Source organism: Pseudoalteromonas sp. BZK2 (genome assembly GCF_014349195.1).
Classification (GTDB): Bacteria; Pseudomonadota; Gammaproteobacteria; order Enterobacterales; family Alteromonadaceae; genus Pseudoalteromonas; species Pseudoalteromonas simplex.
Genome location: NZ_JACSOG010000032.1, coordinates 22,889 through 41,119, shown reverse-complemented (window position 1 = coordinate 41,119; position 18,231 = coordinate 22,889). Strand labels below are relative to the sequence as shown.

Below are 18,231 nucleotides of genomic sequence, written 5' to 3'. Positions count from 1 at the left end.
GCGGTTTCCCGCCTAGTCATTTTAAGCTGCGTTAACTTTTGAGTTGCTTGGCTGTTCGGTTTCGTTCTTAGAGTCTGCAGAAGGGCTATCCAATGAAGTGGATTTTGAGTCAGTCTTTTTTTCTGTGTTTTTAATTGAAGCTTTGGCTTTAATTTCTTCATTTTGTTTTAAAATAAGGCTGTCATCTACATATAACTCTAGGCCACCTCGAATTAACGAAATTAGTTGGGTGGATTTAAATCGACCCCCACTTCTGTCTTTACCAGGTGATGTAGCGTTGCTAATTTTTGCTGCTAATTTTCGTAATAGACCAATCGCTCTATTGCTGTTTTCATGACGACCTAAATCTGTAACAAAACCGGTTAACCAAAGATTTTCTAATTCTGCGATTTCATTATCTAAAGTTTGAATTAAATTTAGTAACTTCCAAGTGACTGGATAGCAAACTGGTACGCTTGATTCATAAGAGCTTGGTGTCATAACTTCTGGTGATTCTTCTAAACCGGCATTTTCCATAAATGCTTCTTTTTGTTTTTGTATACTTTCGATTTCTTGGTTAAACCAATCAGCAAGCTCTGACTCCCAAGCGCTTACTTTCGAATAGAGCTCATTTTCTGTAGTGGTTAACATTAATAATGAACCAATACGTTCATAAATATTTAATGTCCGGTCACCTTCGTTTTTCCAAAAGTTATGGATGGTGTGTGATTTGAACTGGATATTAGTAACAAATGTTTTATGGATTAGTTGGTCATTATTGATCATGATTTTCTTCCTCTGCTGGAGCGGTAAATAGTGTTTTAGAAAGTTTGCAGATCTGCTTTTTCAAGCTAACTCTGGATGAATGCAAAACTTCAAGTGACTCCCTTAATGGAGCAAGTTGCATTTCAGTTTCCCAATTAATTTTTGCGTGGCCATCCTCGCAATTTTTACTCAGTTGTTTTTCGGTATATCCTTTTTTTGTTGGTGGAATTTCTTTCCCCCAATGCCTATTAATTTTCTTGATAGGTGAGTACTCATGAGAAACCCAAGTGATGTAAAATTTTTCAGAGTTTTTTCGCTGCCTAACTTTTACTTGTAATGTCGATTTTTTAAAATCGCCCGACTCACCATGAATTTGATCTAAAAGAACTCTCCTTTTTTTGTGTTGATCACAAATATCTTGCGCACTTTCTACAATTGGTTTTTCAGCATCCTCGATAGCCTCTAAAACTAATTTCAGCACTTCTATTTCTATAGGCAGCATCTTTAACCCCGAACTTTAATTGAGACTTAATTATGCTTTGCGAAAAGATAGCTAAAGCCGAATTTTCAAACGTATATTCAAAAAAATTAGCCAAAGCACGTTTTTAAGTGTGGAGAACAGGAAGTTGAAGTGAATTAAACCTCAAGGGTGTATCTGGGAAATAAATCTAGAGCAATAAAAAGGCTAGCTCTATTTAGACGCAAATAAAAGTTTTCTGCGTTGCGAAACTGCCAAGGAACACTGTGAAGGGAGATTGTTTTTTGCATCATATATACGCAAAAACTTGTCATTGAATGGCATTGGTTAAATTAATTGTTTTCTGCATCATAACTACGCAGAAAACCCGTATTTATGAATTGGAGAGCTATTGCGCAGGTTTAACATGTAGTCAAACCGACTGTAAATGCTGAATGGTTGCATCATAATTTATGCAACAGAATAACTGTGAACTTTAAGTCACCTTGTTTTAAACGGTTCTAATGAAGATAGTTCAGGAAAGAAATATCATTTACGGTTACTGCAATAAATTGAAATTTTGCATCATATATGTAGCAAACGAACTTATATTACTTGAAATCTAAAAGTTGAGAGCTTTGATGCTTACATCATCAATCTACTCTAAGTCCCTTTTGTGTGTTGATTTGTTTACTTAGAAAAACCCAGCCTTAGCTAACTGAGGGGTTACTCAAAATTTTTGAGCATGTGGCTATGGGCTGCGTTGGTATCATGATTAGCAATTTTAGATTTTATAGAATGTGAAGGGTCATACCTAAAAACTAGAACTTGAATAACCCTCTTTTAAAGTAAAGTGCTCACAATCCGTATAGTGGATAGTGTTAGCCAGTAAAAGATAACAATCACTTTCCGCAAAGCGGTTAAATTGTTCGCTATATGTTTAACTCATCCTTCATATGCATTTTATGAGTTGTAAGTTCTCTGAAGCTTCAGATAAGCTCATTTAAAGTCCGCCATATGAACCATAGTCAACTTAAGCTTATTCCTCTTGAAGGATGTCGCTGCTGTTTGGGTATTTCCGCATTATGGAAAAACAGTTTCTAGTATTGTTCCGTATAATGAACTGGGGCTTTGTCCGGTGGTATTAACAGAACAATAGCACAATAAGAAATACTGTTATTTTTGGCTAAAGAGCATCACTCGGTGGAAAATCCGTATTATGTAGCCTGTAAAGGTTGGCAATCTTCCGCAATGCGGAAATCGATAACGATACGTTTCCATTTACATGGATTAGCAATTTCGTAGGAAGGTGAACAAGTAGCTTGTTCCACACGACGGACAAATATAGTAACCAGAATATTGCTTTGCTCGGAATGAAATTGAAGCCTCACATTTATCCAATCTTGAGAATATAATAAATGATTATATTCCTATCTATAGGTTGTTTTTGTTATCTTTTATTCTTTTATCTTAACTTAGGGATGTATAGAGCGATGATGAAATTTAGGATGCTCGGTTATTTTGTTTTTTTTCTTTTAATATGTAGTTTTCATGGTGCTGCGCAAGATAGCAAGCCAAATCAAGTCACTATCACTGCGTTAGATGAAGGGGTGTGGCTGCATACATCTTATTATACATACCCAAATGGTACGCGATTTCCTTCAAATGGCTTAATTCTTAAAGAAGGAGATAGTTTGACACTTATCGATACAGCATGGGGAGAGTTACTCACTTTAGAGCTTCTCGAAGCAATACACTCTGAAATTAAGCTGCCAGTAAGCAAAGCATTTGTTACACATGCCCACGGCGACCGAGCAGCAGGAGTTGATGTACTTGAATCTAAGGGGATCGATGTTTTTGCCCATCCATTAACTGTTCAGCTAACGACAGAGCAAGGAGCGGCAGTGCCAAACAATACGATTAAAGAGCTTAAAGAAGCAGGCTCAGTTGTTAAATTTGGCTCACTTGAGCTGTTTTATCCAGGGGCTGGGCATGCAATGGACAATGTTATGGCATGGTTACCTGAAAAAAGAATTTTATTTGGTGGTTGTGCGGTTCGATCACTTCAGTCATCATCTGTTGGTAACTTAGTTCATGGCGACATTCATTCTTGGCTAAATATAACAAAGCAATTAAATAAACAATTTAAAAACGCTGTGATGGTTGTTCCCGGGCATGGTGATGTAGGCGGATATGAGTTGCTCTCTCACACAGAAAAATTAATATCCGATCACCTTAAATAGACATTGATGATGGTGGTTTTAAACTAAATCTGAACAGTTTAAAGCCCCTTTATTTCCTTGTGTTCTGCGCTCAAAAAGTACGTAAATTCCGGCATGGAGTAACTTTAATTTCGCTTTGTATTATTTCAAACTCGCCTTGCCGAATTTGACTGGTAATGAAAAATGAACCTGAAGATACTGTTAATTAAAAGTAAATACTTTTAAACTTGAACACACATCTGAAGGTTGAATATGCACACAATAAATAAAAAGGCATTAGCAGTTGCTGTCGCTTTAGCTTGCTCATTACCTGTACATGCACAAAACGAAAATCAGCAGGATATTGACAATAAAGTATCAAAAGAGCCGCAAAGTGGCTTAGAAATCATTTCTGTTACGGCAACAAAACGCAAAACTAAGTTGATGGAAACACCGGTAGCAATTACGGCGTTAACAGAAGCTGAGCTTAAAAAAAATGGTGTTAATAATATTAAGGATATTGCGAACCTTGTTCCTAGCCTTGATATTTCAACAGCAACCGACCAATCAGCACCCGTTATTTCAATGCGCGGGGTACGCTCAACCAACCTAACAGAGCTAGGTGATCCAGCGGTTGGTGTGCACTTAGATGGGGTGTATTCACCGAGAATGCAAGGTGCGCTTGCATTGATGTACGATATTGACCGTGTTGAAGCATTACGTGGTCCTCAAGGCACCTTATTCGGCCGAAATTCTACGGTTGGTAGTATTAATGTTATATCTGCAAAGCCACAATTTGAAAATTTCTTTGGCAATGTGAATGTTGAGGCAGGTAAGTACAACAGCAAAAACATTGATGGCCTTGTTAATATTCCAATTAACGAGGAATTTGCAGTTCGTTTCGCAGCAAAAGGTTTAAAGCGTGATTCTTATTTAGAAGGCTACTATGATCCTAACCAATACGATACTCGCAGGCTTTCTGATGATGTATTAAATGCACCTGTAATATCAGAAGACTCTTATCAAGGTGTTGGTCAAACTGTTACTCAAAGAGAAAACTGGTGGATTGATGGTGCTGGTACCGATCCAGAAGCACAAAAAGTGCGCGCATTAACACCTGCAGATAAAAGTGATTTTTATAACAATGCAGATGAATATTCATTCCGTGTGAGTACACTTTGGGAGCCATTAAATGGTAATTTCTCAAACCATACGGTTTTCCAAAAGTACGTAAATAACAGCAACAATAATCTTGATTTAGTTAACTGTGATAAGTTAAGAGGACGTCCAGCTGAAATGGGGGGCGATTGCTCAAATTTCTTGCCAAGTGATAACACTTATCAAGCAGTTGTGAATGTTCCTGGACAATTAGATTTAGACATCACTTATCTTCGCAACACATTAAATTATAACCTAAATGACGAATACAATATCGTTTGGTTGATGGGTTATGAAGACATGAAAAGAGAGTCAGCACAAGACAGTGAAGTAGGTCTTGACCCATGGGATGGTGCAACCTACTTTTTAAACGGCACTGGGGCTGAATCGTTTTCAACAGAGTTACAACTTCAATCTGATGAATATGGTGACTTTATATGGATTGTAGGGGCAAACTACTTCCACGAAAAAACCACAACCGTGGGTTATTATGATAATCCAATGGATGATAAAGCGTTTTGGGATCAACCTGATCGCTCAACAGATGCATTTGCCATTTTTGGTCAAGGAACATACAAACTAACCGAGAAGTTACATGCAACTTTAGGCTATCGTTTTAGTGATGAAACTAAGCAAGACAAAGGCGGCAGAACGTATCGATGCTCAAATGCTGATGGGTGTGCTGTAGGTTGGTTAAATAGAACAGACCTAAATAATCTGCCAGCCGACTATTACGAAGACCCATCTATATATGCGTCTTACTTTGAAAATGACAACAAAGGAAGCTGGCAACATCATGACTTCCGTGTTGGCTTAGATTATGACATTTCATCAGAAACCATGCTGTATGCATATTTAGCGAGTGGCTTTAAAGCGGGTGGTATTGGTGATGTATACGAAGTAGTTAACGATAGAACCGGTGATGTTACCCGGTTTGAAACGAAGTTTGATCCAGAAGAAGTATTAACGTGGGAGCTAGGGGCTAAATCAAGCTTTTTTGATAACTCACTGAATTTAAAAGCTGCTTTTTTCTATACAGACTATACAGATATGCAATACGCATCGGTTGGCTCGATCGGTAATGTTGAACGCTTATCAGTTGTGGAAGATGAAAACGGAACACCGATTTTAGGTGATGATGGCGAGCCTCTTCTTGATTATCAAAATCAACCTGTGATTGCTTATTACACTCAGAATGTTCCAGCATCAACAATTAAAGGTATTGAATTTGAATTTGACTGGAAGCCATATCCAAATGGTCGCATTACAGGTTACGTAACTTGGACTGACGCTAAAATTACGGAAGATTGGAATACTAAGTGGGATTATGATTCAGAGTATCTATTTGATATCTCTTATGAAGAATCAAAAGATCCAGAAAACACATTGTTAGCGACAAACCTCAAAGGTAACAACCTAGCAATGACACCTAAATACACTGCGAATATTAGTTATACGCATACGTTCAATTTAGGTGAGTATGGCTTTATTCATGGTTGGTTTAACGCAAGTTGGAAAGATAAATCGTATTCAACGGTGTGGAATCTTGATAAACATTTAGATGATATGGATTTTGCAGTTTCAGACGAAGCGACCAAATATGTTGATGATAGCCGAGATGCATTCGCCGTTTATAACGCATCTTTGAAGTATGAGCCTCAAAGCCAAAAATGGTATGCGGAGCTATTCATTAACAACGCTTCTGATGAGACCATTCAATATTGGAACAACACAAGTAAAGGTGTACCAAAAGGTAGTTTTGGCATGCCGAGATACTATGGTGTTAGAGCCGGTTTCTCATTTTAACCTTTTACGATTAAGCGCTCTCATATTGCTCAGCAATATGAGAGCTAACCAGATTAAGAGGCAAGAAAATGAAAAAATTATGGCTACCTTTAGCAACTTTATGTGTTGCTTTTTTATCCCCTAGTTTAAGTGCAAACTACTTCAAAGATAACTTTTCTTGGGGATACAACACGAGTATTTGGACTGCACGACAAGGAGACAATGGCACGCCATTTGGGTGCACCTTTGAGCCTAATATGCAAAGCCCTAGTGAACATGGCTTAACACTGACATTATCGCAAGGTAAATGCTCAGAATTACAGAGCAATCAGTTTTATAGTTATGGCAAGGTACAAGGTCGATTAAAGTCAGGGAATGTTGCGGGTACGGTTTCATCGATATTTACTTATACCTCATGGTGGGATAGTCCAGGTCGAGCATGGCAAGAAATAGACATTGAATTGCTGCCCTCACTTGGTAATGTTGTACATACAAATATTATCTATCAACCGCAAGGTGGTTTATATCAAAGCTGGGAACAAGACATCGATTTAAGCCAATTTGGGCTTGATTACCGTGAAAATCTGCTCATGATAGGCTTTGATTGGTCTAGCAGTGTTATTCGTTGGTATCTGTATGATGCCAATGGCCAAGAGCAAACTATTCGTACCGTTTATAAAGATAATGGTGATGGTGTGCTGGCAAATAATGAGATACCTGCTTACGCTTGGCCTGTTGATAACACCAAAATTATGATTAATCACTGGCACGGCGATAACTCACAAGAAGCCAATTACTTTCCTGGGCAATATTATGGTGCTTCATCTTGGGTATATTATGATTTTATTGAATACATACCTAACTAACTATTTATTTTTCAACGTGTTGTATTATAGGTTTTAAATGTCTAGATTTAAATTTTCACCATTATTATTAAGCCCACTGGTTCTTATTGGGCTTGTTTATAGTCATCTTTCACATGCCATCGACAGCGAACAGGTAAACTGGCCTGATGTAAACACTAAACTCAAACAAGACCCTGCTGTTGAGAAGCAAATTGATGAGCTCATTGAAGGAATGACAATTGAGCAAAAAGTAGCACAAATGGTTCAACCTGAAATAGGCTATCTAAGTGTCGAACAGATGCGCAAGTATGGCTTTGGATCGTACTTAAATGGAGGTAACACCGCGCCTTATGGTAATAAACGTGCCTCGATGAAACAGTGGCTTCAATATGCCGATGAGATGTATCAGGCATCAGTAGATGCATCGATAGATGGAAGCGCAATTCCGACGGTTTGGGGCACAGATGCAATGCATGGACATAGCAATGTTTATGGAGCTACGTTATTTCCACATAACATAGGTTTAGGTGCAACCAGAGATAAAGAGCTAATTAAACGCATTGGTCAAGCGACAGCAAAAGAAGTTGCTGCAACCGGAATAGAATGGAGTTTTGCGCCTACTGTCGCAGTGGTCAGAGACGATCGGTGGGGCAGAACATATGAGAGTTATTCTGAGAACCCTGATTTAGTTAAAGATTACGCAGGCGAAATGGTTGTAGGTATTCAGGGAAGCATCAACAATGATTTCTTAACGGGAACAAATCGTATTGCAACAGCAAAGCACTTTGTTGGTGATGGTGGAACTGAGCGTGGTATAGACCGTGGCAACACTATTATTGATGAAAAAGGTTTGAGAGATATTCATAGTCCTGGCTATTTTTCAGCAATAAATGAAGGTGTTCAGTCAGTTATGGCATCTTTTAATAGCTGGAACGGTCAACGTGTGCACGGTGATAAATACTTGCTAACAGAGGTACTTAAAAAGCAAATGGGCTTTGATGGCTTTGTTGTCAGTGACTGGAATGCTCACAAATTTGTTGAGGGTTGTGATTTAGAGCAATGTGCTGCAGCTATCAATGCAGGTGTTGATGTTATTATGGTTCCAGAGCACTTCGAAGCCTTTTATCACAACACGGTTGCGCAAGTGAAAGAGGGTACTATTTCTGAAGAAAGAATTAATGATGCTGTTCGACGTTTTTTAAGAGCCAAGATCAGATGGGGCTTATTCTCAAGAGGTAAACCATCAAGCCGATCTGAATCTCAGCATCATGAATGGTTAGGCGCTGCCGAGCACCGTGAGCTTGCTAGAGAAGCTGTTCGTAAGTCATTAGTACTATTGAAAAATAATGACCAAATACTGCCAATTAAAGCAACAAGCAAGATACTGGTTGCTGGTGATGGTGCCGATAGTATTGCAAAGCAAGCAGGTGGATGGAGTGTTTCATGGCAAGGCACAGACAACACCAATGACGACTTTCCAAATGCGACGTCAATTTTTGCTGGCTTAAAGAAGCAAGTTGAAAATGCCGGTGGGCAAATTGAACTAAACGAAGCCGGAAACTACTCGGTCAAACCTGATGTAGCAATTGTTGTTATTGGCGAAGAACCTTATGCAGAGTGGTTTGGTGATATCGAATATCTTGAATATCAGCACAAAACAAAAGCAGATCTAGCAATATTGAAAAAGTTAAAAGCAGACGGCATTGCGGTTGTTACTGTATTTTTGAGCGGTAGACCACTTTGGATAAATAAAGAACTCAATGCATCTGATGCATTTGTTGCTGCATGGTTACCTGGCTCAGAAGGCGAGGGCGTAGCAGATGTTTTATTGACCGATAAGAAGGGCAACATTCAACATGATTTTTCAGGTAAGTTAAGCTTTTCATGGCCAAAGTATGACACGCAATACACATTAAACTTAGGTGATGAAAACTATGATCCATTGTTTGCTTACGACTACGGATTAACCTACCAAGACACGGTTAATGTGCCTTTACTGAGTGAAAAAACATCACCTAAAAAGCAAGCTAATGAAGACGCAAAGCCACTGTTTGTTAGAGGCTTAGCAGAGAGCTTAGTTTGGCGCTTAAAAGACGCAAATACCGCTGCTATCGAAACAACAGGTTCATCTGCAACCAGCGGTGATGGTGCTAGTTTGTTAATGCAATCAGTTAACTTGTCTTATCAGGAAGATGCAAGACAATTCATTTGGCGAGCAGGCGCAAAGAAAGCTACTTTGAGCTTAAGCTATCAGCAGCCTGAAGTGCTCAGTGATGCAAGTAAGTCAGCTATTCTTGAACTTAAAATGAGAGTTAACACAGCGCCAAGTAAAGCGACTCAAATACAATTAATGTGTAACAATAACCATTGCATGCGTAACATTAAGTTTGAATCAATAGAAGCCTTGATGAATGATAAGAAATGGCATACGTTAGCGATATCGTTAAATTGTCCATCTGCGTTAAATAATATGACTAAGGTGACAGAGGTGTTAAACGTTTCAGCAAATGCTGCCAGCTTAGCTGTTGCGGATTTAGCACTGACTAGTAAACCAAATGCAGATGCTTATTTACTCTCATGCTCTGACTAAATCTTAGTAAAGCTGATGAGCAAGTAATGCCCATCAGCTTTACCTTATGGATTGAATAATTTGAATACTAGTAACCCGCGCAGCCACTTATTTTGGCTGTTTCAGATATGTGGTTGGGTTGTTTACGCAATGCTAACCGAATTAATGATTAAAGTACCAAGCGATGAGCCTTGGACTATCCATATCCCGCATCTGATTATTGATACAATCTGCGGCTTTTTAATTACCCTGTTCCTGCGAAAAGTATTCTCCTATATCAATTTTATTGAGCTAAAACTGAAGATTGCGCTTCATGTTGTCGTTGTTATAACTGCGACGTTAATTTGGACACAAATAAAGTGGATTACGCTGCAGTGGTTTTATGGAAACTTTTGGCAACCAATGACGTGGTTTGACTTTGGTACATGGACGTCAGCGTCATTAACAGTGCTTTCAACATGGGCCGCGTTTTATTATGGGATCAAGATTTATTTAGATAACTTAGAGCAAACGCAAAAAGCAGCTGAAGCCACACACCTAGCAAAAGAGTCACAATTAAAAATGCTGCGTTATCAGCTTAATCCCCACTTTATGTTCAATAGTATAAATGCGATTTGTACATTGATTTTGAAGAAAGAAAGTTTAGAAGCTGTCAAAATGCTCGAAAAACTGTGTGATCTATTGCGCCACAGCTTATATACAGATCCACTTGAGAAGGTAACAATAAAAGAAGAAATCGGCATTCTTAGAAATTATTTGGATATAGAAAAGTGTCGATTTACTGATAAACTTGTTGTTGATATTTCTGTTGCCGATGGTTGCAACGAGTTGTTGATCCCCTCTATGTTGATTCAACCCTTTGTCGAAAATGCTTTAAAGCATGGCATGTGTTCAAACCAGAAAATGTGTATCACCATTTCAATAGAAAAAACGAAGAGTTATTTAAATATAAAAGTGTCTGATACTGGCAAGGGATTTGGTGAGGAAAGTACCAACAAAAGAGGTATCGGATTAGCCAATTGTGAGCAGCGTTTAAAGCTAATGTACGGAAAGTCACACCGTATAGAAAAGGGTAACTTAAGCGAAGGTGGCGCTTGGGTATGTATAACATTACCTATGAGTGGTCATAATAAATGATAAAACTAAACACGATACTGGTTGATGATGAATACAGCGCCGTCGAAGGTTTACGTATTCGACTCGAACATTTTCCTGAAATTAATATTGTTGGTAGTGCATGCAGTGTTGACGATGCAATTGAGCTGATAAATAACAAAGAAATAGATTTAATTTTCTTAGACATCGAAATGCCCTCTAAATCAGGTTTTGAATTGATAAAGCATTTTCAACCAGAAGCATGTCCTGCGGTCATCTTTGTCACAGCATTTCATCAACATGCGGTCCAAGCTTTTGAAGTTAGAGCCATCGATTATTTATTAAAACCGGTAAAACTAGATAGACTTGCTGAAGCTATTGAAAGAGTTATAAGTAAAGTAAAGCTATTTCAAAAAAGTGAGTTGATAGCGCTACAACAAGAAGTGAGTAGCAAGTCTGAGCAAAACAAACACTCTGTTAATCAGTCTGATTATAATTTTGACAGTGATCACTTGGTTATCCGGGATGCTAAAAACCCGATTCAAATAATTTCATTCACCGATATTCTTTGGATTGATGCGGCTGGCGATTATATGTGTGTGCACACCGCGACCGATACCCATGTTATGCGAGCAAGATTAAAGGAACTCGAAAGTAATATGCTGCCTGAGGCATTCTTGCGGATCCATAAGTCGACAATTGTTAACTTAGCCTATGTAAGACAGCTTGAGCCATTGCGCAACTCAGAGTACATGGCAACCTTAACTACAGGTAAAACCTTAAAAGTAAGTCGAACCTACAGTAAGCAATTAAAAAAGCTGATTTAAATAAATCGGTGCTGTTTTACAACACCGCGTTATAAACAGCACCTTAGTATGCAGTAGTATTTATGGCTGTTTTGACCAAACTGATTTTAGAATGTTAAATCCTATCGCACCGAGAACGACACCTGTTACTTTATCAATATAAAATGCGGCTCTAGTGAATTTTTGTCTGATAGTCGTTTTTGACAACATATAAATAATTGCCACATCCCAAAAAAAGACGACTAATGTCATCCATACTCCTAAAAGCACTTTAAAGCTAATGCTGACCTCAGGTGTTAGTGCAACAGTAAACAAGCTTAAATAAAATAATAAGTTTTTAGGGTTTAAAATACCTGAGAGAAACCCAGTTACAAACTCTTTGCAAAAGCATGATAATGAAAATTCAGTGGATGCCTTGCTATTTGTGGAGAAATTAGCATAGGCATTTTTAGGGGCTTTTAAGGCGTGATAGGCTATATACATCAAAAATAAGCCACCAATAACTTTGAGCGTTACCATCAAACCAATTGAGGTGGATAATATGGCACCAACTCCAATTAAGCATAAGGTAATATACACTGCATTAGCTGTTGCAATCCCAAGTGCTACACCAATCGCATTCTTTTGATTGCCTTTTAATGCACTTTTAACAACCAAAACAAAATCGGGCCCAGGACTTAACAATGCAAGAAAGTGTGCAGCTGCAACCGAAACAAATATACTGATTAAATTAATATCCATAAATTCCTCAAAAAATAATAATACCAATCTGTAATTCTTAATTATTTTAAGGGATAAAACGTGTCGCTAGCTGCGTTAAAGTTTCTTATTTAGAACCACTAAATAACGAAATTATTGCCGTGTTATTAGCGAGGTTTTATTGCCTCAGAGTAGTTTGCTTAATTAAGTGAATTGCCATATTCAAAAATTAAATGGGTCAAATTAACATCCTTTTCTTGCTTTAATCGAAAACACTAAAGGAACTTGATGTCCTTTGTGAAGTAATTGGTAGCCTTTATCATGAATATACTCTAAGCCTTCAAAGCAGTCATAAGGGCTATATGGGTATTCGTCGAATGACTCTATCGTCAAACCAGCCTGAATGAGTGAGTTTATAATGTCACTAATTGAGTGACTCCAGGTTACTGTTTTTGACTTTGTACCATCACAATTTTCGGTGTATGTTCCTTCTTCTTCAATGGTAGGTTCAGAGTCATGAAAATAAGAGTAGCCATTTAATAACTCATTAAATGAGTGAAATTCAACCAGACATAAAGTGCCGCCAGCTTGTAAAGAGTTAGCAATTACTTTAGCCCATCGATTTAAATCTGGTAACCAACTTAGAACACCATAAGAAGTGTAAACAATATCAAAAAGTTGCTGGTTGATAGCGTCAAAATCGTAAACATTACTTTCGATAAAAGTGGCTTCTAAATTTAAGTTTTGTTTGAGCTCATTGGCATACTCAATTGCAGTAGGCGACAAATCAACACCCGTTACACACGCGCCAAGCCTTGCCCAAGAGAGCGTGTCTTGACCAAAATGACACTGTAAGTGCAATAGCGATTTATCTTTCACATCTGGGAGTAGGGCGAGCTCGATGGGGTTGAGTGAGTTTCTCCCATTTTTAAACATTGGTATATTGTAAAAACTAGACTGGGTATGAAGATCAGTTCTTTTATTCCATGTATCTCTATTTACTTTAATATAATCCATATGCGTCCTATCCAACTAACTTCTGATTAGGCACTGCTCAATCATTGCAGCAATGCCTAATAGAAATAATAATATATTATATTTTACACAACAAACATAAGCCTTTAGTCACATTGAGAACCCAGTTCTCTCACAGTAGTCTGCCAGTCCGATCTTTGCCTGTCGCTTGATAAGATAACTGAACCAAATAAGTTAACCTTTGGTGGTGCAAAACCGCAAAACTCAAGCGTGTGTCGACCCAACTGCTCTAAAATAGGCTGTGCTAATTGATTTATTAGCTCCTTTGGGGTGTCCATGGTTAGGATAAGTCTTGCTGTTTTGCCGGTTAAAAGTGGTGTTGGAAGTAAACTATTTTGTTCAAACGTAAAGGTAACCCCAGGCAATAAAACGCGATCAAACAGCCCTTTTAATTTAGCGGGTAGACTACCCCACCAAACTGGCGAAATAAGCACGAGATGATCGGCCCAAAGGAGTGCATTTGTAAATGCTTCTAAGCATGATTCTAACGGCTGTACCTGATCATAACCAAAGCTGAGATCTGGGTTAAAGTCCATTTCAGTCAGTCTAAAAGTACGTATATTTGCCGTTTCTTTAGCAGTGCATTCATATGCATCCACTAAAGAGTCAGCAAAGCTATTGGGTTTTGGGTTTCCGTTTAAAATGAGTATGTTTTTCACAATCAAGACCTTTGTGTTAGGAAATAATTGCTACTCTAATGCCTCCCCTTAACGGGAGAGTCAATCGCTATCTGAAAAAATTTTGAAATTTTGTTCAGTCAACGTTCCGATGAAATTCCCGTAAGTGCAGTTACTAAACTGATGTAGACGCTTATATAAAGTGGTCAACAGGTGCAATATAGTTAGGTTTTATTAAGCCAACTAAACGACTCACGTAAAAACCCCATGGTGTGGTGTTTTATTAATTCTCCATGAGCCATAACGATAACTTCCGGCTCCCAAGCCAATATTTTTTCAAAATGCTGTCTAGCTTGAGGCTTTTTAAACATAAAGCTTAGGCGCCAATCTATCGGTGTTTTTCCGTTAGGAGCTAAGATCCCCGCACCTTTTGCGAGCCATTTTTGCCAAGCCTTAAAGTTGTCACCAGAAAAGTTCTCAATCAGATCAGTCACAATCAATGTTTTTGAGTTGTTATGGAAAAACACACACTCTTCCATAAAGGGTGAGCCTGTAAATAACTCTTGGGAAATATCTGCCTGCCACTGCCAGTCCAAGTCGTCATTAAGGGATGCATCAAAAGAGATATCATTGCGCTTTTTTATGACCTCACTAGTGCCATAAGTTTTAGCATCGGGATATGCTGCAATCCATTGTGGTAAAAACAAGTGATGTAAGTGATTAGGAGCTATAAGGTATTTAACCGGGCCTAACTGGTCTATTTGACTCTTTAAGGTATCGCTTAGGTGGATAGGACTGTGCACCCATAGATCGCCATTCGCGAGTTTAATAACAGTCATGCGGGTTGTAAAAGGTAAAAAAAAGAACGTTACTGCTTCACCATCAAAAATCCAAATGTCGGTTGCTAACTTTTCCATGATCTTCCTTAATTAATTCGTAAAAACGCTTAATTATTTTCAGGGATTAAGCCTGTCGCTACCTGCATTAATGATTTCTTATTTAGAACAACTAAATCAGTAATCTTTGCCCCGTTATCAACGAGATTTAATTTGTCTAAATTGCTACCTAATAGAGCGAACTGGTATGAAATCGAAGTTATTAAAGGCCCAATTTTTGAAAATATAAAAACGACTTTATTGAAAGCACACTGTGTATGCTATCTAGCTTGATTAAATCAATAACCTACAGCGATTATAAACTCTCCAGTTAAGGGGAGAGTCAACTAACTATTTGCTGTTAATAAGGCCAACACATGAATCAATATGGGCGATTTTTTGTTTTGTCTGCTCAATTTGTGTTTGCAAACGACTCTTAAGATGCAACAAAAATTCTCTAATCTCGGCCCAGTTTGCTTGCCCGTTTTCATACTTTATAAAGCCCTTCAACTCAGCGAGTGTAACCCCCAGTAATTTTGCTTCTGAGATTAGCTTTAATACCTCTATGTGTTCATTTGTATAAACACGGTACTTTCCTTGACGTTGAGGGGTTGTTATGAGGCCTTTTTCTTCGTAAAAGCGAATTGTTTTAACGGATAAATTGGTTTTTTTGGCTACTTCACCGATAAACACCTGCTTCTCCATTTCTATAGCAATTTTGTTCGTTACTTTTTAACAAGCGATATCGTACTCGCTTTTTATTAAGATCTGGTTAAACGTGTTGTTGAATCGCGGATCAACAAGTTTGGCGTAAATATATGCTCTATATTAGCGCGTTTTTGTTTATACACCTGTTTTAACACTAAGTTCGCGGCCATAATACCCATTTTTTCGACTGGGTTATCAACGGTCGTCAAAGTTGGATATAAATAATTTGTGAAATGAACATTATCAAAGCCGATGATTGCCAGATCTTTGGGAAGATCAAGCTTGTGCTCTCTTGCACATTTCATTACGCCCGAGGCCATTTCATCATTTGCACATACAACAGCTGTAAATTCTTTATTTATGTTGAAGAAATGCTGTAAGCCTTTGTATCCGCCAGTTTCTTTAAAGTCACCCACGAAAAGAGACTGCTCGTCGAATGCAATACCATATTCTTTTAGCGCTTTTTTGTGGCCTTCAAGTCGGTTATAAGCATCTGGCTTGAATAAAGGGCCTGCTATGTAATTAATCTGTTTATGGCCTTGCTCAAGTAAGTGCTTAGTCGCTAAATAGCCACCCATTACGTTATCAAGGCTAATGCAGTTTTCTTTCATTTGGTCTACATAGCGACTGATTAGATAGATTGGGGTTTTACCTTTATTTAGTTTTACTAAATATTCATCACTTACGGCTTCAACGTGGGCGATGATCGCATCACAGTTACGAGAAATTAAAAATTCTAAGCCACTTTTTTCTTTGTCTTCTTCACTGTGTCCTGGCGTAATAATGACATGTTTACCAGCTGCCCTTAATTGGGCTTCAATAGCAGACATCATTTCACCAAAAAATGCACCGTCTAGCTCAGAGACTAAAATCCCCACACTATTGGTGCAATTTGAAGCAAGAGAGCGCGCTATCGAATTTGGTTTGTAACCTAGCTGCTCCATCGCATCGAGGACTTTTTGTTTGGTTTTTTTGCTGACGTAATCATTTTCATTTAACACCCGAGATACGGTTGATAAAGAAACGCCAGCGAGCTCTGATACCTGATAAATAGTTGCCATAATTACTGTTTGATATAAACCTTAACTGTTTAATTTACAGACTTGCGCGCCTAATTGCCAAGTCTTCTGTTATTTTTTCTGTCATTTCAGATGTTAATGGATAAAAGGCCATCAGTGCTGCGGCTATTAGAGCAAACGCAGCTGGTAGCCAACTCATTAGTAGTATCATGCCATCGAGTGAGTGTGCAATGGTGGTTTCGTCCATTCCGTCATAGCCATAACTTGCAAGTACAACAAGCACTAAGGCTCCGGCAAATCCACCCCCCGTTTTTTGCACGAAAGTTCCTGCTGAGTATATGAGGCCAGTGGCACGGCGCTTATTTTTCCACTCAGAATAGTCAGAACTATCCCCAAGCATCGTAAAAAACAGGGTAGGCATCATGGCTGCGAAGAATTCAGACAGACAACCCATAACAAAGATCAGGCTGAGGTTATCATTTGGCAGCCAAAAGAAACAAATGGTAAAGAAGGCACTTAGTAATAATGAAGCGATAAACAAAGTACGTTTACCCAGAATCTCAGCTAATTTTCCTGTACTTAACGCGCCGAAAATTGAGACGATTAATAAAGCTATAAAGTATTGACCAGTTAAAAGCTCATTACCTACGTAGTATTTAAAATAATAAGCAATGACACCATATTTAATGCCATTAAACATCATTGTTAAAAAGCCCATACCTAATAAGATCAGCCATGGTTTATTTGTAAGTAAATCAACCATATCTCGTTGAGTGCCACTTAGCTTACTATGATCGCTTGCAAGTAAGCGACGAATTACGACAGTCATAAAAGTCATTGTTGCCGCAAAAAACAAACCGGAGTAGAGCTCGCGATAATAGAAAAATAATGTGATCGCCAATAAAGGAAGAATGATAAAAGGTAAGCTTTTACTTAAATCAGTTAGCTCAGTTTTTAGTGAAACTTGCGTTTTTGTTGCAGGTTGAACGCGCTCCTTTGTGCTTACAAACGTGATTAACATGAGTACAGTGAGTAAGGCCGCAAATACATACATAGTGTATTGGTAACCTTGTGCGCTATTTCCTTGCCCAAAGTATGCAACTAAATCAGGTAAAAAGCCCATAACTAATAAGCCACCTGCAAATGCTCCGGCAAAGCGAAAGCCAGACAATTTAGTTCGCTCTAGGTCATCACCAGTCATAACCCCCATTAAAGCAGAGTAGGGTACGTTACTTACCGTATAAGCTAGAGTGAGCCCTATATAAGTGAAATAAGCATAAAATAGCTTAGCTGCTGGGCTTATGTCAGGTGTTGTGAAGCACAACACCATAAACAAGGCGAGAAAAGGAGTTGACCACAATATCCAAGGACGAAATTTACCGAAACGTGTTTGCGTTCTATCTGCAATCATCCCCATTATTATATCTGTCACGCCATCTGATAAGCGCACAACTAAAAAAAGTAACGCAGCAGCGGCGGCAGAAATACCAAATGTGTCTGTATAAAAAACGGCTAAATAGGCCAAAGCACCACGCCAAACTAAATTAGCGCCGGCATCGCCCATCGCGTAGCCTATTTTTTCGTAGATGGGAAGTGTGTGTTTTATCATTATTTTTGT

15 protein-coding genes are annotated in these 18,231 nt (G+C 38.4%); 6 read left to right on the top strand and 9 right to left on the bottom strand.

The features are described from left to right. Positions 1-21: 21 nt before the first annotated feature. Positions 22-765, bottom strand: a complete 744-nt coding sequence (locus tag BIZ38_RS17130) for a hypothetical protein (RefSeq protein ID WP_187490832.1) — start codon at positions 763-765, stop codon at positions 22-24. Further along, the gene (mobI, locus tag BIZ38_RS17125) at positions 755-1,246 is read right to left on the bottom strand and encodes a conjugative transfer protein MobI(A/C) (RefSeq protein ID WP_175080788.1); all 492 of its coding nucleotides are present in this window, start codon (positions 1,244-1,246) and stop codon (positions 755-757) included. The genes BIZ38_RS17130 and mobI overlap by 11 nt, the downstream gene beginning before the upstream one ends. A 1,448-nt stretch (positions 1,247-2,694) precedes the next feature. On the opposite strand from mobI, the gene bla reads away from it, so the two are divergent. The 6 genes from bla (at position 2,695) to BIZ38_RS17095 (ending at position 11,681) form a co-directional block, all read left to right on the top strand. Next, positions 2,695-3,444, top strand: coding sequence for a subclass B1 metallo-beta-lactamase (gene bla / locus BIZ38_RS17120; RefSeq protein ID WP_187490831.1), 750 nt, complete (start codon positions 2,695-2,697; stop codon positions 3,442-3,444). A 231-nt stretch (positions 3,445-3,675) separates the two neighbouring features. After that, positions 3,676-6,366, top strand: a complete 2,691-nt coding sequence (locus BIZ38_RS17115; protein WP_187490830.1) for a TonB-dependent receptor — start codon at positions 3,676-3,678, stop codon at positions 6,364-6,366. 68 nt (positions 6,367-6,434) lie between these two features. Further along, positions 6,435-7,211 carry a family 16 glycosylhydrolase gene (locus BIZ38_RS17110; RefSeq protein ID WP_187490829.1) on the top strand — a complete coding sequence of 259 codons (777 nt, stop codon included), beginning with the start codon at positions 6,435-6,437 and terminating at the stop codon, positions 7,209-7,211. Between the two features lie 37 nt (positions 7,212-7,248). Beyond that, positions 7,249-9,780, top strand: a complete 2,532-nt coding sequence (locus tag BIZ38_RS17105; RefSeq protein WP_187490828.1) for a glycoside hydrolase family 3 protein — start codon at positions 7,249-7,251, stop codon at positions 9,778-9,780. 129 nt (positions 9,781-9,909) lie between these two features. Beyond that, positions 9,910-10,896 (top strand): sensor histidine kinase, encoded by a 987-nt coding sequence (locus BIZ38_RS17100; RefSeq protein ID WP_187490827.1) that lies wholly within the window; start codon positions 9,910-9,912, stop codon positions 10,894-10,896. Further along, positions 10,893-11,681, top strand: coding sequence for a LytR/AlgR family response regulator transcription factor (locus BIZ38_RS17095; RefSeq protein WP_187490826.1), 789 nt, complete (start codon positions 10,893-10,895; stop codon positions 11,679-11,681). The genes BIZ38_RS17100 and BIZ38_RS17095 overlap by 4 nt, the downstream gene beginning before the upstream one ends. 60 nt (positions 11,682-11,741) lie before the next feature. Here the strand turns inward: BIZ38_RS17095 and BIZ38_RS17090 are convergent, their stop codons facing one another. The 7 genes from BIZ38_RS17090 to BIZ38_RS17060 all read right to left on the bottom strand — a co-directional run bounded on the left by BIZ38_RS17090 (position 11,742) and on the right by BIZ38_RS17060 (position 18,222). Continuing rightward, a complete protein-coding gene (locus tag BIZ38_RS17090) occupies positions 11,742-12,401 on the bottom strand; it encodes a LysE family translocator (RefSeq protein ID WP_187490825.1) in 660 nt (219 codons plus the stop codon). 201 nt (positions 12,402-12,602) lie between these two features. Next, complete coding sequence (locus BIZ38_RS17085; protein WP_187490824.1) at positions 12,603-13,376, bottom strand: class I SAM-dependent methyltransferase; 774 nt, start codon at positions 13,374-13,376, stop codon at positions 12,603-12,605. Between the two features lie 104 nt (positions 13,377-13,480). Continuing rightward, positions 13,481-14,053, bottom strand: a complete 573-nt coding sequence (locus BIZ38_RS17080) for an NAD(P)H-dependent oxidoreductase (protein WP_187490823.1) — start codon at positions 14,051-14,053, stop codon at positions 13,481-13,483. Positions 14,054-14,235: 182 nt separating this feature from the next. Continuing rightward, the gene (locus tag BIZ38_RS17075; RefSeq protein ID WP_187490822.1) at positions 14,236-14,928 is read right to left on the bottom strand and encodes a DUF4336 domain-containing protein; all 693 of its coding nucleotides are present in this window, start codon (positions 14,926-14,928) and stop codon (positions 14,236-14,238) included. 309 nt (positions 14,929-15,237) lie between these two features. Further along, positions 15,238-15,579, bottom strand: a complete 342-nt coding sequence (locus tag BIZ38_RS17070; RefSeq protein ID WP_187490821.1) for a MerR family transcriptional regulator — start codon at positions 15,577-15,579, stop codon at positions 15,238-15,240. 68 nt (positions 15,580-15,647) lie between these two features. After that, the gene (locus tag BIZ38_RS17065; RefSeq protein WP_187490820.1) at positions 15,648-16,655 is read right to left on the bottom strand and encodes a LacI family DNA-binding transcriptional regulator; all 1,008 of its coding nucleotides are present in this window, start codon (positions 16,653-16,655) and stop codon (positions 15,648-15,650) included. Positions 16,656-16,689: 34 nt separating this feature from the next. Next, the gene (locus tag BIZ38_RS17060; protein ID WP_187490819.1) at positions 16,690-18,222 is read right to left on the bottom strand and encodes an MFS transporter; all 1,533 of its coding nucleotides are present in this window, start codon (positions 18,220-18,222) and stop codon (positions 16,690-16,692) included. Between the last annotated feature and the right edge of the window lie 9 nt (positions 18,223-18,231).

Coding starts and splice junctions, on each gene's coding strand:
- mobI (WP_175080788.1), bottom strand. CDS start 1,246: ATGCTGCCTATAGAAATAGAAGTGCTGAAATTAGTTTTAGAGGCTATC.
- BIZ38_RS17095 (WP_187490826.1), top strand. CDS start 10,893: ATGATAAAACTAAACACGATACTGGTTGATGATGAATACAGCGCCGTC.
- BIZ38_RS17115 (WP_187490830.1), top strand. CDS start 3,676: ATGCACACAATAAATAAAAAGGCATTAGCAGTTGCTGTCGCTTTAGCT.
- bla (WP_187490831.1), top strand. CDS start 2,695: ATGATGAAATTTAGGATGCTCGGTTATTTTGTTTTTTTTCTTTTAATA.
- BIZ38_RS17110 (WP_187490829.1), top strand. CDS start 6,435: ATGAAAAAATTATGGCTACCTTTAGCAACTTTATGTGTTGCTTTTTTA.
- BIZ38_RS17090 (WP_187490825.1), bottom strand. CDS start 12,401: ATGGATATTAATTTAATCAGTATATTTGTTTCGGTTGCAGCTGCACAC.
- BIZ38_RS17075 (WP_187490822.1), bottom strand. CDS start 14,928: ATGGAAAAGTTAGCAACCGACATTTGGATTTTTGATGGTGAAGCAGTA.
- BIZ38_RS17060 (WP_187490819.1), bottom strand. CDS start 18,222: ATGATAAAACACACACTTCCCATCTACGAAAAAATAGGCTACGCGATG.
- BIZ38_RS17130 (WP_187490832.1), bottom strand. CDS start 765: ATGATCAATAATGACCAACTAATCCATAAAACATTTGTTACTAATATC.
- BIZ38_RS17065 (WP_187490820.1), bottom strand. CDS start 16,655: ATGGCAACTATTTATCAGGTATCAGAGCTCGCTGGCGTTTCTTTATCA.
- BIZ38_RS17085 (WP_187490824.1), bottom strand. CDS start 13,376: ATGGATTATATTAAAGTAAATAGAGATACATGGAATAAAAGAACTGAT.
- BIZ38_RS17100 (WP_187490827.1), top strand. CDS start 9,910: ATGCTAACCGAATTAATGATTAAAGTACCAAGCGATGAGCCTTGGACT.
- BIZ38_RS17105 (WP_187490828.1), top strand. CDS start 7,249: ATGTCTAGATTTAAATTTTCACCATTATTATTAAGCCCACTGGTTCTT.